This window comes from Brevibacillus antibioticus, assembly GCF_005217615.1.
Taxonomy (GTDB): Bacteria; Bacillota; Bacilli; order Brevibacillales; family Brevibacillaceae; genus Brevibacillus; species Brevibacillus antibioticus.
Map to the genome: position 1 here is coordinate 2,042,825 of NZ_SZNK01000001.1, position 17,445 is coordinate 2,060,269.

14 protein-coding genes and 1 pseudogene are annotated in these 17,445 nt (G+C 47.3%); 4 read left to right on the top strand and 11 right to left on the bottom strand.

Going from position 1 to position 17,445, the window contains the following annotated elements:
• Positions 1 to 73 precede the first annotated feature (73 nt).
• Positions 74 to 1,165 carry an IS200/IS605 family element RNA-guided endonuclease TnpB gene (gene tnpB, locus E8L90_RS09145; RefSeq protein WP_137029118.1) on the bottom strand — a complete coding sequence of 364 codons (1,092 nt, stop codon included), beginning with the start codon at positions 1,163 to 1,165 and terminating at the stop codon, positions 74 to 76.
• Positions 1,166 to 1,167: 2 nt separating this feature from the next.
• Positions 1,168 to 1,572: an IS200/IS605 family transposase gene (tnpA, locus tag E8L90_RS09150; protein WP_137029119.1), complete on the bottom strand. Its 405-nt coding sequence runs from the start codon at positions 1,570 to 1,572 to the stop codon at positions 1,168 to 1,170.
• Between the two features lie 170 nt (positions 1,573 to 1,742).
• On the opposite strand from tnpA, the gene E8L90_RS09155 reads away from it, so the two are divergent.
• Both E8L90_RS09155 and E8L90_RS09160 read left to right on the top strand, forming a co-directional pair.
• Positions 1,743 to 2,528, top strand: a complete 786-nt coding sequence (locus tag E8L90_RS09155) for a MurR/RpiR family transcriptional regulator (RefSeq protein WP_208759460.1) — start codon at positions 1,743 to 1,745, stop codon at positions 2,526 to 2,528.
• 212 nt (positions 2,529 to 2,740) lie between these two features.
• Positions 2,741 to 3,010 carry a glycine zipper domain-containing protein gene (locus E8L90_RS09160; RefSeq protein ID WP_208759421.1) on the top strand — a complete coding sequence of 90 codons (270 nt, stop codon included), beginning with the start codon at positions 2,741 to 2,743 and terminating at the stop codon, positions 3,008 to 3,010.
• 85 nt (positions 3,011 to 3,095) lie between these two features.
• Here E8L90_RS09160 and E8L90_RS09165 read toward each other — a convergent pair whose 3' ends face one another.
• Together E8L90_RS09165 and gltB are read right to left on the bottom strand one after the other, a co-directional pair.
• Entirely contained in the window at positions 3,096 to 5,072 is a 1,977-nt protein-coding gene (locus tag E8L90_RS09165) for a hypothetical protein (RefSeq protein ID WP_244297186.1), read from the bottom strand.
• 109 nt (positions 5,073 to 5,181) lie between these two features.
• The gene (gene gltB / locus E8L90_RS09170) at positions 5,182 to 9,795 is read right to left on the bottom strand and encodes a glutamate synthase large subunit (RefSeq protein ID WP_137029120.1); all 4,614 of its coding nucleotides are present in this window, start codon (positions 9,793 to 9,795) and stop codon (positions 5,182 to 5,184) included.
• Positions 9,796 to 9,919: 124 nt separating this feature from the next.
• Between gltB and gltC the strand changes: the two genes are divergently transcribed.
• Both gltC and E8L90_RS30720 read left to right on the top strand, forming a co-directional pair.
• Positions 9,920 to 10,822 (top strand): glutamate biosynthesis transcriptional regulator GltC, encoded by a 903-nt coding sequence (gene gltC / locus E8L90_RS09175; protein WP_137029121.1) that lies wholly within the window; start codon positions 9,920 to 9,922, stop codon positions 10,820 to 10,822.
• A gap of 176 nt (positions 10,823 to 10,998) precedes the next feature.
• Positions 10,999 to 11,109: pseudogene (locus E8L90_RS30720) on the top strand (VOC family protein); the annotation flags it as partial.
• Between the two features lie 53 nt (positions 11,110 to 11,162).
• On the opposite strand, the gene E8L90_RS09185 reads toward E8L90_RS30720, so the two are convergent.
• Genes E8L90_RS09185 through E8L90_RS09215 form a run of 7 tightly spaced genes read right to left on the bottom strand, consistent with a single transcriptional unit; the run spans position 11,163 to position 17,428 of the window.
• Positions 11,163 to 11,681 carry a GNAT family N-acetyltransferase gene (locus E8L90_RS09185; protein WP_137029122.1) on the bottom strand — a complete coding sequence of 173 codons (519 nt, stop codon included), beginning with the start codon at positions 11,679 to 11,681 and terminating at the stop codon, positions 11,163 to 11,165.
• Between the two features lie 27 nt (positions 11,682 to 11,708).
• Positions 11,709 to 12,551: a MetQ/NlpA family ABC transporter substrate-binding protein gene (locus E8L90_RS09190; RefSeq protein ID WP_137029123.1), complete on the bottom strand. Its 843-nt coding sequence runs from the start codon at positions 12,549 to 12,551 to the stop codon at positions 11,709 to 11,711.
• A gap of 40 nt (positions 12,552 to 12,591) precedes the next feature.
• The gene (locus E8L90_RS09195) at positions 12,592 to 13,260 is read right to left on the bottom strand and encodes a methionine ABC transporter permease (protein WP_137029124.1); all 669 of its coding nucleotides are present in this window, start codon (positions 13,258 to 13,260) and stop codon (positions 12,592 to 12,594) included.
• A complete protein-coding gene (locus E8L90_RS09200; protein ID WP_137029125.1) occupies positions 13,257 to 14,042 on the bottom strand; it encodes a methionine ABC transporter ATP-binding protein in 786 nt (261 codons plus the stop codon). Before E8L90_RS09200 ends, E8L90_RS09195 begins: the two co-directional genes overlap by 4 nt.
• Positions 14,043 to 14,049: 7 nt before the next feature.
• Complete coding sequence (locus tag E8L90_RS09205; protein ID WP_137029126.1) at positions 14,050 to 15,207, bottom strand: M20 peptidase aminoacylase family protein; 1,158 nt, start codon at positions 15,205 to 15,207, stop codon at positions 14,050 to 14,052.
• A 4-nt stretch (positions 15,208 to 15,211) separates the two neighbouring features.
• Positions 15,212 to 16,561, bottom strand: coding sequence for an LLM class flavin-dependent oxidoreductase (locus tag E8L90_RS09210; protein WP_425267103.1), 1,350 nt, complete (start codon positions 16,559 to 16,561; stop codon positions 15,212 to 15,214).
• Between the two features lie 24 nt (positions 16,562 to 16,585).
• Positions 16,586 to 17,428, bottom strand: coding sequence for a MetQ/NlpA family ABC transporter substrate-binding protein (locus tag E8L90_RS09215; protein WP_137029128.1), 843 nt, complete (start codon positions 17,426 to 17,428; stop codon positions 16,586 to 16,588).
• Positions 17,429 to 17,445: the final 17 nt, after the last annotated feature.

The following is a 17,445-nucleotide window of genomic DNA, read 5'->3' on the forward strand; positions in this document are numbered from 1 at the left end:
GGATTCTTGGGTAGTCACTCCTCACGGAGTGAAATTCACCAAGCTATCCCTGTGTGTCCCACAGTTCAGTTGGCTATGCCAACAGTCGAAGTCCTTCTTGCTCAATATTGATGGCTGCGTTTTCGTCACGATCATGCTTCGTACCACATTTCGGGCAAGTCCATTGTCGCAAGTTGAGGTTTTTCACGTCTTTGTTGCGGTATCCACAATGTGGGGTGGAGCAGAGTTGGCTTGAAGGGAATTGCTTCCCAACGATGGAGATCGTTCTACCGTACCATTCCGCCTTATACTCCAACATCATACGAAACATAGACCACGAAGCGTCCGCAATGGATTTCGCTAACTTGTGGTTTTTAACCATATTTTCCACTTGCAAGTCCTCCAAACAGATCACTTGGTTTTCGTTGATCAGCTTGGTTGACAGCTTATGTAGAAAGTCGTTACGGGTATTTGCAATTTTTTCATGGAGCCTAGCTACTTTGATACGTGCTTTGTTACGGTTTTTATTACCTTTTTGTCTGCGGGATTTAATCCGTTGCCACTTTGCCAGTTGTTTTTCATACTTGCGATAGTATTTGGGATTCTCAACCTTCTCTCCATTAGAGAGGATGGCGAAATCCTTGATTCCGAGGTCAATCCCTACAGTCGATCCTACATTTGGGAGTGGTTGATTTTCCGTTTCACATAGAATGGATACAAAGTATTTTCCAGAAGGATTCAGTCTGATCGTAGCCGATAGGATACGCCCCCGGACTTCTCTGGATTTAGCAAACGATACCCATCCCAGCTTAGGAAGTTTGATGCGATTCCCTACTATTTTGATGTTCATCTTGCATGTATAGGATTGCTTTGGGTTCTTCTTGCTCTTGAATTTGGGATAGCCTTTTTTCTCTTTGAAAAACTTTTTGTAGGAGGAATCCAAATCTTTTAAGGTTGATTGCAGAGCAGTGGAGTCCACTTCTTTCAACCATTCGATTTCTTTTTTGAGTTGCGTGAGCAAAGCAGAGCAGTCGTTGTAGTTCAGCGTTTTCTTTTCATGTTCGTAGGCGTCATTCCGTTTCGCAAGAAAGTGATTGAATACAAAGCGAGTACATCCAATTGTCTTGTTGATGAGTGTTGCTTGTTCTTTGTTTGGATACAAACGGAATTTGTAGGCTCTATGCAAGTTCAATCACTCCTTTCCTTTTGAGACTCGATGTATTTCTGAATCACATCGAGTTGAACAGTTCCAACTGTCGCAACAAAGTAGGAGTTTGTCCATAGCGAGGGAAGTCTGCTTTTGAGATGTCTAAATTCCATCCACAACACTCTGGATATATAGCCCTTCAAAGATTTTACGACTCGGTGGATTCCGAATTGCGGATCGCATTTGATGAGCAAATGAACGTGGTCTGGCATGATCTCCATTTCAACAATTTCTGTACGAAGTTCTTTTTCCTTTTCAAGAAACAACTCTTTTAATCGAATGTCTACTGGCTCTTTCAAAACCTTTTTACGATACTTCGGACAAAAAACAACGTGATATTTACAGTCAAATACGACATTGTAGTTACTTTCCACCGATCTGCATATGGTTAATTATACCAATTCATTAGATAGAGAAGATATATCTGACAGAGATCGACAAAAAAAGAACTATTTTCGTTTGCTCTTAGCACCCCCTTCAGGGGATGCAGAGCAAAGTGCCTTATATCCCCATAGCTAAAGCAAGGGGTTTTACGGCACGAGTGATAAAAATTTTCATCCCGCATGCTCCTCGTGTGCTCACGCAATTACGCGCTATCTATACGCAATTAAGCGGGAAAGAACAACAGATCGCCGACTATATTTTGGAGCACGCCAATGAAGTTATTCACTTCTCGATCACGGAGCTAGCCGACCAATGCCAGTGTGCAGATGCTACCGTATTTCGTCTATGTCGCAGACTTGGCTTTCGGGGCTACCAAGCATTCAAGATCGCCTTGGCAAGTGAAGTCACGAATCCGAAGCAAACGATTCACCAAGAAATCAACCTCGACGACGATGACGTCAGTGCGATTGCTGAAAAAATTTTCACAGCGAATATCGAGACGATTCGGGACACACAGCAGATTATCAATAAAGATGAGTTAATAAAAATCGTCTCCTGTTTGGAAAACGCAAGCCGGATCGAGTTTTATGGTTCAGGAGGCTCAGCCGTCATCGCACAGGATGCGTACCACAAATTTATGCGGACAGGCATCCCTTGTCTTTATCATTCTGATGCTCACTATCAAGTAATGGCGGCAGCCCTGCAGGTTGCCAAGGAAGCCGGAGCGAAAACAATCGGAATCACGAGCTATGGAAAATCTCCTCTCGTATGTCTCGCAGACATGTGCTTGTACACGACTTCACGCGAAACGGTATTTCGTACGGAAGCTCTGTCGTCCAGACTTGCTCAGCTCAGCTTGATTGATCTGCTCTATGTAGCCGTATCCTTACGTCGGCAGGATGATACGATCGCCAATATCCAGCAAATTCGCGAAGCCATCTCACTCAAGCGCCTGTAAATCAGGCGTTTTTTCTTTCGCTTCCCTCCTCTTGCGACCATCTCTTGATAATCTTTGACCACTAGCGCGATATGGACGATGGATTGAATCCTGATCTCGGTTCCATCTGAAGGTTTTTTGGAATGAAATGTTAGATTTGGGACACACTATGCCTTGGGGCTGCACGTTTGATATAGCAGAGCTTCCCAACACTAATCGAGGGAGTGACAATCTTGGCTACGAACAACGAACGCAATCACAACGATGCTGTTGCCAACGACGAAGCGAACATGACAGGCAGTGGAGCTGGTGAAGCTGTAGGAACAGTTGGCGGTGCGGCAGTAGGTGCTGCTGTAGGTTCAATTTTAGGTCCGCTTGGTACCATTGCAGGAGCCGTTGCCGGGGGTGCACTTGGCAACAAAATGGGTGAAAACGTGGCGGCTGACGCCAACGACACGTTCGATGCTGCGAATCATGATGCTAATAGAGACCGAACAGAATAAAGCAAGCTCTTCTATGTTTGACAAGACTGGGTGCAGGGGCAAACCTGCACCTCCTTCCCACACATGGTCTTCCTTTTCTCCCCCCTTACTTCTTATTTAAATAATCTACTACTGATTTACGCAAATACTTGCCTATCGCTTCTTCGATCATCTTTTTATTATCTTGTTGTTCCTTATCACTTTTTCTTTTTTTGTGGTTATCTTCCCTAGCCTCCAGTGTTCTTTTCCCATTGCTGTTCGTTTTGTTTTTACTATCTGTTTTTTTACCACCATGATAATATTCGCTGTCAGAATCATACCCAGTTATCGATCGCAATACTTGTAAGCTACGCCATATTTTCTCTTTATAGTCTGGATAGAACTCATTTACTGTTTCCTCGTATAAATTCCTTCCGATTCGATGGTTTTTTATCCGTGTTAGAGTTAGGGTCTGTGCCTCTAGTATTTTGCTATACTGGACCATTTTTTGCTGAATACTTTCTATCTCATCCTCTTCCTTATTGTCTAATTCCTGCATCCATGTAGCGAACTCATTTGTTATGGTATCAAAGTTCTCTTTTTCTTTCTCAAACCTTTCCTCTTCCTCTGGTTGTACATCAAAAAATGGGTAGTAATCCGTCTCTATTTTCTTAAGAATTATGTATTCGTTTCGAATTTTGTTTTTCTCTAATTGATAAATAAATACACATTTTTTCTCATCACGTTCGTCTAACTGGGATATCCCTTCTGGAATAAACCTCATTTTTTCTGGCTTTTCTACATCACCAATTTCTTCAATCTCATCGATAAGAATTTTGTTTCGTTTCAGTTTGGCTGGCATGATTTCCAAAATATTGGTGGACGAAGCTTGCCCCTTTTTAACCTCACCAAAATGAGCAACTGCATTCGCTTCGTCTCCCTTCCATTCTACCGGTTTTTGATTTTTCAAAAAGTCTGTAGGTAATGATTGATGCATGGAATAGCGAATCCCTTTCACTTTCTTAGCATCGAAATTGTTGGAATCAATGTCATAGAGCTCCTCATTGCCGTCCTTATCGGAAAATGCGAGATTGAATCTTGCTGTGTGGCTTTTTCGCGTAAAATCCAAATTACCTTCATCCATGGTTTGGGAAAACTGTTCGAAAGATGATTCACCCTTTGTCGGACTGCCAAATTTCCATTTATTTTCATCTGTCTTGGTCATATCTGCCTTTGCATCCCATTTGAACGGAATTCTGACTGGTAGCTGAATTTCCCAAGGCTTCGTTGAATCTACCTGTTTCAAAGCACCTAGCTTTACCAATTGTTCTTGATCCACACTAAAGTTCCATTGGTCGTATTTCACCTCAACAGAGTACGTATACTCTGTACCTTTTCCCGCTCCCCGTAGCATTTTTTCAATCGTATGATTATAAGAATGCTCGTTATTTTTCACATCTTGCGGGGCTATATTCCATTCTTGGTTCGCTTCGATTCCTCGTACAATCTGATAACCGACCAAGTGTCCCCCATCGTATGCGGTTTTCGCTGCATCATTTTTTCCATCCCGTATCAATCGCTCTTCTGTACCCAAATTGCCGATCGCACTGACAACAGAATCACCTTTACGATCCTTTCTCGAAGTGCCTTTTTTTACGATAGCAGATACGGAATGAGGACGATCACATGTATCTCCTAATTCATTTGTCTTGGAAAAAAAGCTTTTATTTACATTGTCTTCGCCAAATGTATCTTTCAACACGCCAAAATAGGTGGGGAGGTCTTTATCTGCTCGCACAGCAGTAAATTGACCTTCGTTATTCCGATCGTTATCATACTCATTTGCTCCGTAATCGGTTGGTTCAATATCTTTGAATTTGCCTTGTATGACTGGTTGGATATGTGTTTGTTTTTGGAGTAGATTGATCATGGCTTTATTTCCGATTTTTTTGGCGAGCTGTAAGGCATGAGGTGCAGAGTTTTGAGAAGCTGGGGATAGAGAAGAGTTTTCAGGGGTTTGACGATAACTTGACTTCGGTTCGTGATTTTGGAAAAACATCCCGTCACCTGCCATACCATTATTTATAGAATCTTTTCTTATCATATCAAATTCTGTCTTTTTTCCCAATCTGATTGAATGAGTTTCGCTACTTGACCCAGACCTTTACCAAAAGAAAGACCGACGACTCAAAAATAAGCCATCGGCCATTTCCTCATTTCCCCACTGAAACATAGGATTGCACAGGGGCTTTCTTTTTCGATACTTTGGCATCGCCTTTCTTCTGGCTCATTTCAAAAGCGGCTAATATCGCCTCTTGGCGCTTCATACCGGATTTCTCCAATTCCTCCATCGTGGAGACGATTTGCTTGTAGTCTTTTGGAATGACTTTGACAAACTGTTGAGCGGTACGTTCCCACTCATTGAGCAAAGCTTGTGCATGACGGCTGCCTGTGTGGCTGACGTGGTTTTCCAGCAAACGCTTGACTCGAGCGATCTCCCGTTCATCTTCCAGTGTCTCCAGGAGTACCATCTCCTGATTGCACATCGCGGCAAACTTCTCTTTATCCTCCGCCAGAACATAGGCAGTACCACCTGACATACCTGCTGCAAAGTTTTTGCCGATAGGTCCGAGAACAACGACGCGTCCTCCTGTCATGTACTCGCAGCCATGATCGCCTACGCCTTCAACGACAGCAGTCACACCGCTGTTGCGAACGCAGAATCGCTCACCAGCCATCCCGTTGATATACGCTTCCCCAGAAGTCGCTCCGTAGAACGCAACGTTTCCAATAATCATGTTGTGCTCAGGAGCGAATTTGCTTTTTTTCGACGGTGCGACCGAAATTTTGCCGCCCGACAACCCTTTTCCTACGTAGTCATTCGCATCTCCCTCGAGATGAAGCGTGATCCCTCGTGGAACAAATGCCCCGAAGCTTTGACCTGCCGAGCCAGTAAAATGCAGACGGATTGTATCCTCCGGCAGACCGTGCTCACCAAAACGTTTGGTTACCTCGCTGCCCAAGATCGTACCGACCACGCGATTCGTATTGGTGATGGCGAGCTTTGCCTCTACCTCCTGCTGTTTATTCAGTGCTGGCTTGCACAGCTTGAGCAGTTTTTGACGATCCAGCGTTTCTTCCAGCTTGTGATCTTGGTTGCGTTGATGATAGCGGCCCACTTCCTCGAAAACATCCGGTTGAAACAAGAGCGCGGACAAATCAACGTGCTTGGCTTTCCAATGTTCTTTTGCCTTGTCGCTCATCTTTAATACATGACTCTGACCGACCATCGACTCGATGGAGCGATAACCGAGCTGCGCCATGATCTCACGAACTTCACGGGCAACGAGACGCATGAAATTCACGGCGTGCTGCGGATCGCCCTTAAACCGTTTGCGCAGCTCGGGATTTTGTGTCGCCACACCCACTGGGCATGTATCGAGATGACATACGCGAGCCATGACACAACCAATGGAAACAAGTGGAGCCGTAGCGAAACCGAATTCTTCCGCACCGAGTAGAGCTGCAATGACGACATCGCGTCCCGTCATCAGTTTGCCGTCTGTTTCCAGAACCACACGGTCGCGCAACTGGTTGAGCAAGAGTGTCTGATGTGTTTCAGCTAGACCGAGCTCCCATGGCAGTCCTGCGTGCTTGATGCTTGATTTAGGGGAAGCGCCTGTGCCGCCATCGTGTCCACTGACAACAATGACATCTGCAAGACCTTTCGCCACACCAGCTGCAATCGTTCCGACTCCCGCCTTGGATACGAGCTTCACGCTGATTCGTGCTCGTGGATTCGCATTTTTCAAGTCAAAAATCAGCTGCGCCAAATCCTCGATTGAATAAATATCGTGATGAGGCGGCGGCGAAATGAGTCCCACGCCTGGTGTCGATCCGCGCACTTCAGCAATCCATGGGTAGACCTTGCTTCCTGGCAATTGACCGCCTTCGCCCGGCTTTGCTCCTTGTGCCATCTTGATCTGGATCTCAGAGGCATTGACCAAGTAATGACTGGATACGCCAAAGCGGCCGGATGCGACCTGCTTGATAGCACTGCGTCGCAAATCTCCGTTTTCATCCATGATGTAACGTGCCGAATCTTCGCCACCTTCCCCGCTATTGCTTTTCGCACCCAAGCGGTTCATGGCGATTGCCAAGGTCTCATGTGCTTCCTTGCTGAGAGAGCCGTATGACATCGCCCCCGTTTTAAAACGATGTACAATAGAGTCAACAGATTCTACCTCGCTCAGCGGAATCGGCTGCCGGTTGGACTTGAAATCGAGCAAATGACGCAGGGCTACGAATTGCTGGGCTGTCGCTTGCTCCGCATAGATTTTGTACTGCTCGTAGCTGCCTTCCCGACAAGCTTTTTGCAGGGCATGAACCGTCTTCGGGTTGAACAGGTGGAACTCACCATCACGGCGGAACTGAAAATCACTGCCTGCCTCCAATGCTTCCTCGGAATGCTCTGGTAAAAATGCTTTTGCATGGCGAAGCAAAGTCTCTTGCGCAATTACATCCAGTCCAATCCCCGAAATCTGTGAAGGGGTACGGCTAAAATAGCGATCGATGACGGCAGAATGAATGCCCACCGCTTCAAAAATTTGTGCGCCACGGTAGCTCTGAATGGTCGAAATGCCCATCTTGGACATGACTTTTACAACACCTTCGACGGCTGTTTGCAAGTACATTTCGACCGCTTCGTCGCTTGTGATGTCCTTCAGCTTAGCCGATTCAACCAGATTGTTTACCGTTGAGATGGCGACGTAGGGATTAATCGCGTCGGCACCGTAACCAATCAGCATAGCGAACTGGTGTACATCACGCGGTTCTCCAGATTCTATGATGATACTCGCTTTGGTACGTGTCCCTGCGCGAACGAGATGATGGTGCAGTCCACTTCCAGCAAGCAAAGCAGGCATCGCAGCCAAATCTTGATTCATTCCGCGATCTGATAAAATCAGCAAGGTGTAGCCAGCAGCAATCGCTTCATCCGCTGCAGCGTACAATTGATCTAGTGCCAGCTCGAGACCCTGTTCGCCCACTCTCACCGGGAAGAGTATGGGCAATGTTTTCGCCTTGAACGCTTGGTATGGGTTCGCGCGAAGCTTCGCCAGCTCTTGATTGGAGATCAAAGGATTAGTCAAACGAATTCTACGGCAATTACTCGCATCCGGTGCCAAGAGGTTTCCTTCCGCGCCAAGCACCGTATGGGTCGAGGTTACACAGGACTCCCGCAGTGCATCAATCGGCGGATTCGTGACTTGGGCGAATGACTGTTTGAAATAGTGGTACAAAAGCTGTGCTCGATCAGACAATACCGCGAGTGGTGTATCTACTCCCATCGAACCAATGGGGTCTTTCTGCTCAGCCACCATCGGGGCAAGTATCTTGTCGACTTCCTCCTGTGTATAGCCAAATGCTTTTTGGTGCGCAAGCAGGCTAGCTCCTTGCAGCTCTTCTGTACGACCTGCTACCGGCAAATCCTCGATCGCATGCAGGTTGTTTTTCACCCACTCCCGATATGGCTGTTCGCTCGCGATTTTTTGCTTGATTTCCTCGTCTGATACGATTCTGCCTTCTTCGAGGTCAACCAGCAGCATCCGTCCAGGACTCAGTCGACCTTTCTGGACAATCGTTTCATCTGGTACTTCGAGAACACCAACCTCCGATGAGAAAATAATCGTATCGTCTGATGTCACATAGTATCTCGCTGGTCGCAATCCGTTTCGGTCGAGAATCGCACCGATATGTCTGCCATCCGTGAAAGATATAGCAGTTGGACCGTCCCACGGCTCCATAAGGCAGCTATGATATTCGTAAAAAGCTTTCTTATTTTCGTCGATTCGCTCATCCTGATCCCACGGTTCAGGAATCATCATCATCGCGACATGCGGCAAGGAGCGACCTGCCAGCGAGAAAAACTCTACGCAGTTATCCAAAATTGCTGAATCACTGCCCGCCATATCAATGACTGGCACCACTTTTGCCAAATCTGCACCAAATGCCTCAGACTGGAACATTTTTTCACGAGCCATCATCCAGTTCATGTTTCCTTGCAAGGTGTTGATTTCCCCGTTGTGAATCAGATAACGATTCGGGTGTGCCCTCTCCCATGTAGGGAATGTGTTCGTGCTGAAACGTGAGTGAACAACCGAGAAAATAGAAGTGTAAGAATTATCTTGCAAATCGAGATAAAAAGCATCCAGTTGTCCTGATGTGAGCAATCCTTTATAAACAATTGTACGTGATGACATGGAAGCGGCGTAAAAATCGGTACCTGTTGCCCGTTCCACTTGCTTGCGAATGACGTACAGCTTCCGTTCAAATGCCAGTTGGTCCTGTATATTCAAGCTGGCTCCGATGAATACTTGGCGGACATAAGGCTGACTCGCTACAGCCGTTTTGCCAATTTTCGTCGCATCGACAGGAACTGTTCTCCAGCCGAGCAGCTTTTGACCCTCTGCTGCGACAATCGCCTCCAGCTGATTTTCATACTTTTGTCGCTTCGCCTCATCCATTGGAAGAAACAGCATACCTACACCGTATTTGCCTGGTGCTGGCAGCGTGATATTCAGCTCTTTACAGGTCTTTTTGAAAAAAGCGTGTGGAATTTGCGTTAAAATCCCTGCACCGTCTCCCGTTTCCGGATCACTGCCTTGACCGCCGCGGTGTTCCAGTTGGCACAGAATTTTCAGACCCTTTCGGACCATATCATGCGTCGACTTTGATTTCAAATTTGCTAGAAAACCAATTCCGCAAGCGTCATGTTCGAAAATCGGATCGTACAGACCTTGCTTAGCAGGCATTCCTTGTGTCGTCATGTATCTCCACTCTCCTTGCTCTCTCTGGTATTTCAATTTTAGATTGAGCGAAACGATACAAACAATATATAATTTATGCAAAATCTATCTCAAATCGAGATGAATGGGTAAGGTGGGAGTATTCATGGAGCTACGACAGATTCACTACTTCATCGAGGTTGCCAAACGAGAGCACTTCACCGAAGCCTCACATCATTTGCACGTCGCCCAATCCGCCCTCAGTCGGCAAATCGCCAATCTGGAGGAGGAGCTCGGTGTGTCGCTGTTCCTCCGCGAAGGTCGCAATATCAAGCTGACGGCAGTTGGAAAAATCTTCTTGCAGCACGTCGAAATGGCGATGAACGAAATCGAAAAAGCAAAAGAGAAGATTGAGGAGTTCCTCGACCCGTCACGGGGCACGATTCGTGTTGGTTTTACGAGCAGCCTCGCCGCCAATCCCCTTCCGACGGTCATCTCCGGTTTTCGATCCCGGTATCCGGACATCGGCTTTCAATTGAAGCAAGGCTCTTATCAGGGGCTGATCGACTCGGTCATCAACGGAGAAATTGACTTGGCTTTCCTTGGTCCTGTCCCCACTCATGAAAAAAATGTTCGCAGCCACATCTTCTTCGCAGAAAATATCGTGGCACTGCTGCCCGCAAAGCACCCGCTATCCAAGCAGCCGAGCTTGCGTCTCAGTCAGTTGCAGGAAGATACTTTTGTTTTATTTCCACCCGGTTTCATCCTCCGCAATATCGCTGTCAATGCTTGCTCGCAAATGGGCTTTTCTCCTCAAGTTGCTTTTGAAGGTGAAGATATCGATGCGATTAAAGGGTTGGTTGCGGCAGGCTTGGGTGTCACTTTGTTGCCAGAGCTTACATTAACAGATAACGTTCCCCGTGAGACAGTGAAAATCCCGATAAGTGAGCCATTGGTTACGCGAACAGTGGGTATTATCATCCCGAACAACCGGGAGCTTCCGCCTTCCGAAAAGCTTTTTTATCATTTTCTAAAAGAGTTTTTTGATGTACTGAGTAAGTACAGTTAAGGGGAAAGAATCTCAAGCTACTGACAGACAGTTGTCAGTAGTTGGTCCTTATAATCGGAAGTACTATCCATTTTAAGGAGGAACTTCGATGCTGAGTCACAACCAAACCTTGCGGGGCTTTGCTACGAATAGTTATTGGGCGGATGATGTGCAGGCGCCAAAAAAAGTGGTATACGCGTGGTGACGGATTCGCAACGGCTTCTGTCCTTGATCCGTTTGGGAATGTCCTCGGCATCATGTACAATGCTCACTACCTGGAGATTTTCGGTTCGTTTCAAACAGAGTAAGGGAAAGAAAAAGTCCTGATGAACAGATGTATCAGAACTTTTGTGCATCTTCCTTACAGTCGCAGGTAGTAGCTTTTCACAAGTGTCTCCCCGTTTGAAAAGTCTTTCTCTATGGCTCGCGTAAATCCCAGGCGTTCATACAATTTGATTGCGGATGCCATCATGTCTGTTGTGTGGAGATGAAGCGTCGTTGCTCCTAGTCTTTGCGTGCGATGGATACTTTCCGCAATCAGCTGTGCCGCAATACCATGCCCCCTCGCTTTCGGTGAAACGGCCAGAAACCGCATAATTGGGGAATCGATGCCGAGTTCTGGCTTGGCATAAGCGACTTCTGAGGAAACAAATAGCTGAACGCTACCTACTACCTCGCTATCCAAGACCGCAACCATGAAAGCGAGAGTCCTACTGTTTGTCACGGATTGCCTGATTTCTTCTTTATATCGCTCCCATTTCTCGGCAGATAAATGCTGCTCATATTGCTGGTAGGCTTCGAGCAGATGCTCCTCAATCTGATCGCGGTCCTCGACTCTTGCGTCTCGAATGCATAGATTGCCTATGTGGATTCCTCTCATGTATCATGCGCACTCCCATTCGATGAGTTAAAAGGCGGGTACGACGGCAACTCCGTATTTGTCCTCGATGAACTTTTTCACCTCGGCTGACGTCAAAACAGCATCCAGCTTTTTGATTTCGTCCCGATTCTCGTCTCCTTTTCGCACCGTAATCACGTTCGCATAGGGTGAATTCGCCCCTTCACGAAACAAGGCACTTTTCGGATCGATTTTTGCTTCGAGAACGATGTTCGTATTGATGACGGCTCCCGCGAGATCGGGTAGCACCCGGGGTAAGGTAGCAGCTTCTACTTCTACGAATTCCAGCTTTTTCGGATTATCTGCTATGTCTTTCGGAGTTGCGGCGTAGTTGGTTAGACCGTCTTTTAGCTTGATCCATCCTTGTTCTTGTAGCAGGATCAACGCCCGGTATTCGTTGGACGGGTTGTTTGGGATGCCGATTTTCGCGCCTTCCCTGATTTCGTCCTTCGATCTCAATTTGTCCGAATAAAATCCGATTGGCTCCACGTGAACTTTGGTCGTGACGACAAAATCATAGCCTTGTTCGTTTTTGACCGAATCCAAATATGGCACGTGCTGGAAGAAATTCGCGTCGATTTGCTTTTCTTTTAAGGCGGGATTCAGTTGGCCCTCGTCGTCTAGCACGACCACTTCCAAGTTTACCCCTTGCTCTTTGAGCTTTGGCTTGATGAACTCCAATATTTCAGCATGCGGGACAGGCGCGGCTCCAACTTTCAAGGTAACTTCTTTCTTCGGTTCTGTCGCTTGACCCGTGCTGGTACTAGTGAAAGCTGATGTTGAGCACCCTGCGACTGCAAAACTAACGGCGGTAAATAATCCAACGATCATTCCGAGACTTTTTTTCCCCATGCTTTCCACTCCCCTGGTTCATACGGCTTGAATCCTTGCTTTATTCAAACTTATAGCGCTTCTTATAGATCGCTTTGACGATGGAATCCCCTGACCATTGAATAATTTGGACGAGCAGAATGATCATAATAACGGTTGCGATGAGAACGTCTTCCCGAAAACGTTGGTAGCCAAAGCGAATGGCCAAGCTGCCTAATCCCCCAGCACCGATTGCCCCAGCTACTGCGGTAAATTCCGTAATGCCGATAATCCCAATCGTGACACCCCGCACTAAGGCTGGCATCGCTTCTGGAATGAGCACACGGAAAATGATTGTACTGGGTGAAGCTCCGACGGATTTGGCTGCTTCCAGCTTCCCTGCACTTACTTCCTTGAGCGAGTTTTCAATGATTCGCGCCAAAAATGGGGCCGCACCAATGGATAAAGAGACAATCGCGGCTGTCGGTCCGAGCGATGTTCCCACCATGAGTCTCGATAACGGCAGGAGCAATACGATCAAAATAATGAAAGGAAGAGACCGAACGCCATTTATTATTGTCCCGATCACTTTACTCAGTTTTGGTGATTCGAGAAGACCACCCTTTTCCGTCACGACGAGAGTGATTCCCAAAACCATGCCGATCAACAGGGCGAACAAGGATGACCAAAACACCATGTAGAGCGTCTCAAGTAGTCCTTGCCATAGCAAGTCAAACAAATCTGCGTTCATATGCCCGCCCCGACTCCTTCCATCACATGGCGCTTGTCACGGTAATAGTCGATAATATGGACAAATCGCTTAGCGGTATCACTTTCCGGATGAAGGAAAAACTTCTCCACACTTCCGGTCTCGACGATTCTGCCGTTTTCGACGACAGCCATGTTGTTGCATACGTGCTGAAGCACATCCAGCTCGTGGGTGATGAGCACAATCGTCAGCTTTAATTGGCGATTGATCTCCTTCAACAGCTCCAGAATCGAATACGTCGTCTGCGGATCGAGCGCGGATGTCGCTTCGTCACTCAGAAGCAAATCAGGCGAATTGACCAGCGCCCTGGCTATCCCGACACGCTGCTTTTGACCGCCACTGAGCTGGGACGGATATGTGTTTTCCTTGTCTCCGAGTTGTACGAGATCTAAGATTTCTCTGACACGCTGGTGAATGAATGGCTTCGGATGACCAGCTACCTCCAAAGGAAAGGCGACGTTCTGATAGACTGTTTTTGCATCCAGCAGATGAAACTGTTGAAATATCATGCCAATTTTTTGCCTTGCCTGTCGCAGCTCTTTCTCAGATAGCTCCGTAATCACCCTGTCTCCGATCTCGATGGTCCCGGAATCTGGCTCCTCCAGCCGGTTGAGACAACGAATCAGGGTGGACTTACCCGCTCCCGAAAACCCAATAATGCCGAAAATATCTCCTTTTTCGATATGTAAATGGATGTCCTGCAAAACAGGGATATCTCCCTTAGCGGTTTTGTATGATTTAGTGAGGTTCTGGATGTTTACCATTCGTTGTTCACCGTTCCTTTAATGCGCTAGCAGCCAGTTCGGCAAAATAATGAGCGCCAGGCAAAAGTGCCCGTTCATCCAGTGTAAATCCTGGATGATGCCATTCCTTGGTACCCGAAGTTCCGAAAAAAACGAAGGAGCCGGGTATTTTCAATTGATAGTAAGCAAAATCTTCACCCGCAGCAGACGGATCGGGCGTTACGACTTGCAAGCCTACCTTTTTGGCTACATCGATGGATAGCTTCGTCAGCTTCTCATCATTGTGAACAGGTGGTGGTCCTGCAAACCAGCGCAAATGAACGTTGGCACCATAGGCTGATGCTACTCCCTCGATAATCGCACGCAAACGATCGGGAATACGCGCACGTACCTCCTCTTGAAAGGTACGGATCGTACCGCCAAGAACAACTTTGTCGGGTATCACATTCCAGGTCGTCCCGCCGTGAATGGTCGTCACGCTCACGACAGCGTTATCCAACGGACTTACATTTCTACTGACAATCGATTGCAAAGCCGTGACGATTTGCGAAGCGGCCACGATTGGATCGACCCCCGCATGTGGGATAGCTGAGTGAGTACCGATCCCTTCCACATCGATCTCGAAGCCATCTAAGCTCGCCATCAGCGGTCCCGCTTTAATCCCGATGGTCCCGACTTCCAGATCAGGTTTATTGTGCAAGCCAAAGATCGCCTGAACCCCATCCAAAGCACCCCTCTCCATCAATTGCTTCGCACCTGTTCCTTTTTCTTCTGCGGGTTGGAAAAGAAGCCGCACGGTTCCTGCCAGTGTCTTTTCCTGTTGCTTCAATAGATAAGCGGCTCCGAGGATGACCGCCGTGTGGAAGTCATGACCGCAAGCATGCATTTTCCCTGGGATTATCGATGCGTACGGCAAGCCTGTTTCCTCTTGAACCGGCAATGCATCCATATCTGCGCGCAGTGCGATGATCGGCCCTATATTGTTCACGCCTATTTCTGCCACTACGCCTGTTTGCAGCGGGAGATCGATGATACGAATATCCGCTTCCTCCAGCCATTCACGAATCGCGCGAGTGGTTTCGAACTCTTCGTAGGCAACCTCGGGATATTGATGCAACTGTCTGCGTATTGCAATCAGCTTTGACTCTAATTCGGTTGATCGTAATGCCTTTATGCCTGTTCCCACTACGCTATCTCCTTTCTGTCAATTGCTTGTCTCGGACCCGGAACCGATTGAGCGGCTTTTTCAAATGCAGATGATCTCGTAGCGTATCCCCCTCGTAATCTAGGCGATAAAGCCCTCTTTCTTGCAAAATCGGAATGACCTTGTCGACAAACACATCCAAGCCCTGCGGGAGAATCGGAGCAATGAACATGAATCCATCTGCCGCCCCTTGGGCAAACCATTTTCCCATCGTGTCTGCGATTTGTTCAGGGGTTCCGATCCATTCCCGGTTGCTTCCTCCTTCGAGCAACGCATACAACTGGCGCAAGGTCGGATTCTTTTGGCGGATCAGCTCTGTCATCCATTCAAAATGACTCTGGATGCCATTTTCTTCTGGAAAAATGACTTCTGCAGCTGGCGTATCCAGTGAGTACGTGCTGAAATCGACTTTACCCAAATAACCCGACAAAAATCGCAAGCCTTGCTCAGGCAGCAATAAGTCATGCAACTGCTCATAAATCGCCTCTGCCTCTTCCTTCGTATCCGCAATGATCGGGGAAATGCCTTGTAAAATGTGCAGTTCATCTGGTGTGCGGCCGTAATCAGGCAGTCTGCTTTTCAGGCTGTGATAAAACTTCTTGGCACGCTCGAAATCTTTGACGTGTGAAAAGACGACTTCTGCGGTTCGCGCTGCCAGTTGTTGTCCTGACTCCGACGCTCCCGCTTGCACGATGACGGGCTGTCCTTGCTTGGACCTGCCGATATTCAGCGGTCCTTGCACGGTGTAATGATGCCCTTTGTAATGGAGTCTGTGCATTTTTTCCGGATCAAAAAACACACCTGTCGCTTTGTCTTGCACAAATGCGTCGTCTTCCCACGAATCCCACAAGCCCTGCACGACATCGATGAATTCTTCTGCTTGCACGTAGCGCTGATCGTGTGGAACATGGGATGTACGGCTGAAGTTGCGCCCCGTTTCTCCTGTTGCATCACCTGTTGTGACCATATTCCAGCCTGCGCGACCATTACTGATATGGTCAACAGAAGCGAACAGCCGAGCCAGATTGTAAGGCTCGTGGTACGTGGTAGATGCTGTCGCGACGAGACCGATTTTGGACGTAGCACCAGCTAGAGCTGCCAATAACGTGATTGGTTCAAAGCGATTGAGAATATTCGGATGCGAAGCTTCATTGACTGCCAAGCTATCTGCAATAAAAGCGATGTCAAACTTCCCGCGCTCTGCCGTCTGGGCCAGTTGCTTGTAATATTCGATGTCGATACTTGCATTTCTTTTCGCTGTCGGCAACCGCCATGACGCTACATGTATGCCCGTACCAACTAAATAAGCGGATAAGTGAATTTGTCGCTTTCCCATCAGCTATTCTCCCATTCGTTCATGTTATGGTTTACTCTTAAACGCTTGTTTAAAATCAGCTAATTCTTCGATAGTTCCTTGTGTCGGGATGTAGTTTCCTTTATACGTCTCCGTGATAAAATCAGAAACGGCTTTGGATTGATAGATTGCCACCAGCCTTTTTACGTCCTCCCTATTTGCCTTTTCTTTTGTCGTCGCAATCACGTTGATGTATGGCTTCGCCGTTTTGCTTTCGTGAAACACAGCGTCTTTTAATAGAAAACCAGCCTCTACTGCTACACCGTTATTAATAATGGAGGCCGCTACATCCTTCATAACGCGAGGAGTCGTTGCGCCATCGACGGGGATAATTTCTAAATGTTTGGGATTCGCCTTGATCTTATCCGCCCCGCCAAATCCATCGAAATTGTCTACGACTTGAATCAGTCCGGCCTCTTGGAGCAGCAGCAACGCACGTCCCCAGTTGGAGTCATCGTTCGGGACGGCAATCTTTGCCCCGTCCGGTATTTCTTCGATTTTTCTAAACGTATCAGAGTAGATTCCGAGGGGTGCAATGATCGTGGAACCAACGGGCACGATTTGCGAATTGTTTTTCGAATTGAATTGGTCTAAAAAAGCCACGTGCTGAAAGGCATTGGCGTCGATTTCCCCATCGAGCAGGACGGTATTCGGATTGACATTCGCGTTGAATGGAACCAATTCAATTTGTAGTCCTTCTTTCTCCGCCTGCTCCTTCACGAAGTCCCATGTACGACTTTCCGACCCGCGAATGCCGATTGTAAGCCCCGTCTGTTCTTCTGTTTTTCCGCAACCTCCTGCGAACATGGCAATCAAGGCGCATAGTAGGGTAAGCGCTACTTTTTTCATCGATGGTTCTCTCCTGT

What these genes read in the sequence shown, in the direction of transcription:
- E8L90_RS09165 (WP_244297186.1), bottom strand. Translation starts at nt 5,072, where the DNA reads ATGATAAGAAAAGATTCTATAAATAATGGTATGGCAGGTGACGGGATG.
- gltB (WP_137029120.1), bottom strand. Translation starts at nt 9,795, where the DNA reads ATGACGACACAAGGAATGCCTGCTAAGCAAGGTCTGTACGATCCGATT.
- gltC (WP_137029121.1), top strand. Translation starts at nt 9,920, where the DNA reads ATGGAGCTACGACAGATTCACTACTTCATCGAGGTTGCCAAACGAGAG.
- E8L90_RS09185 (WP_137029122.1), bottom strand. Translation starts at nt 11,681, where the DNA reads ATGAGAGGAATCCACATAGGCAATCTATGCATTCGAGACGCAAGAGTC.
- E8L90_RS09190 (WP_137029123.1), bottom strand. Translation starts at nt 12,551, where the DNA reads ATGGGGAAAAAAAGTCTCGGAATGATCGTTGGATTATTTACCGCCGTT.
- E8L90_RS09195 (WP_137029124.1), bottom strand. Translation starts at nt 13,260, where the DNA reads ATGAACGCAGATTTGTTTGACTTGCTATGGCAAGGACTACTTGAGACG.
- E8L90_RS09200 (WP_137029125.1), bottom strand. Translation starts at nt 14,042, where the DNA reads ATGGTAAACATCCAGAACCTCACTAAATCATACAAAACCGCTAAGGGA.
- E8L90_RS09210 (WP_425267103.1), bottom strand. Translation starts at nt 16,561, where the DNA reads ATGGGAAAGCGACAAATTCACTTATCCGCTTATTTAGTTGGTACGGGC.
- E8L90_RS09215 (WP_137029128.1), bottom strand. Translation starts at nt 17,428, where the DNA reads ATGAAAAAAGTAGCGCTTACCCTACTATGCGCCTTGATTGCCATGTTC.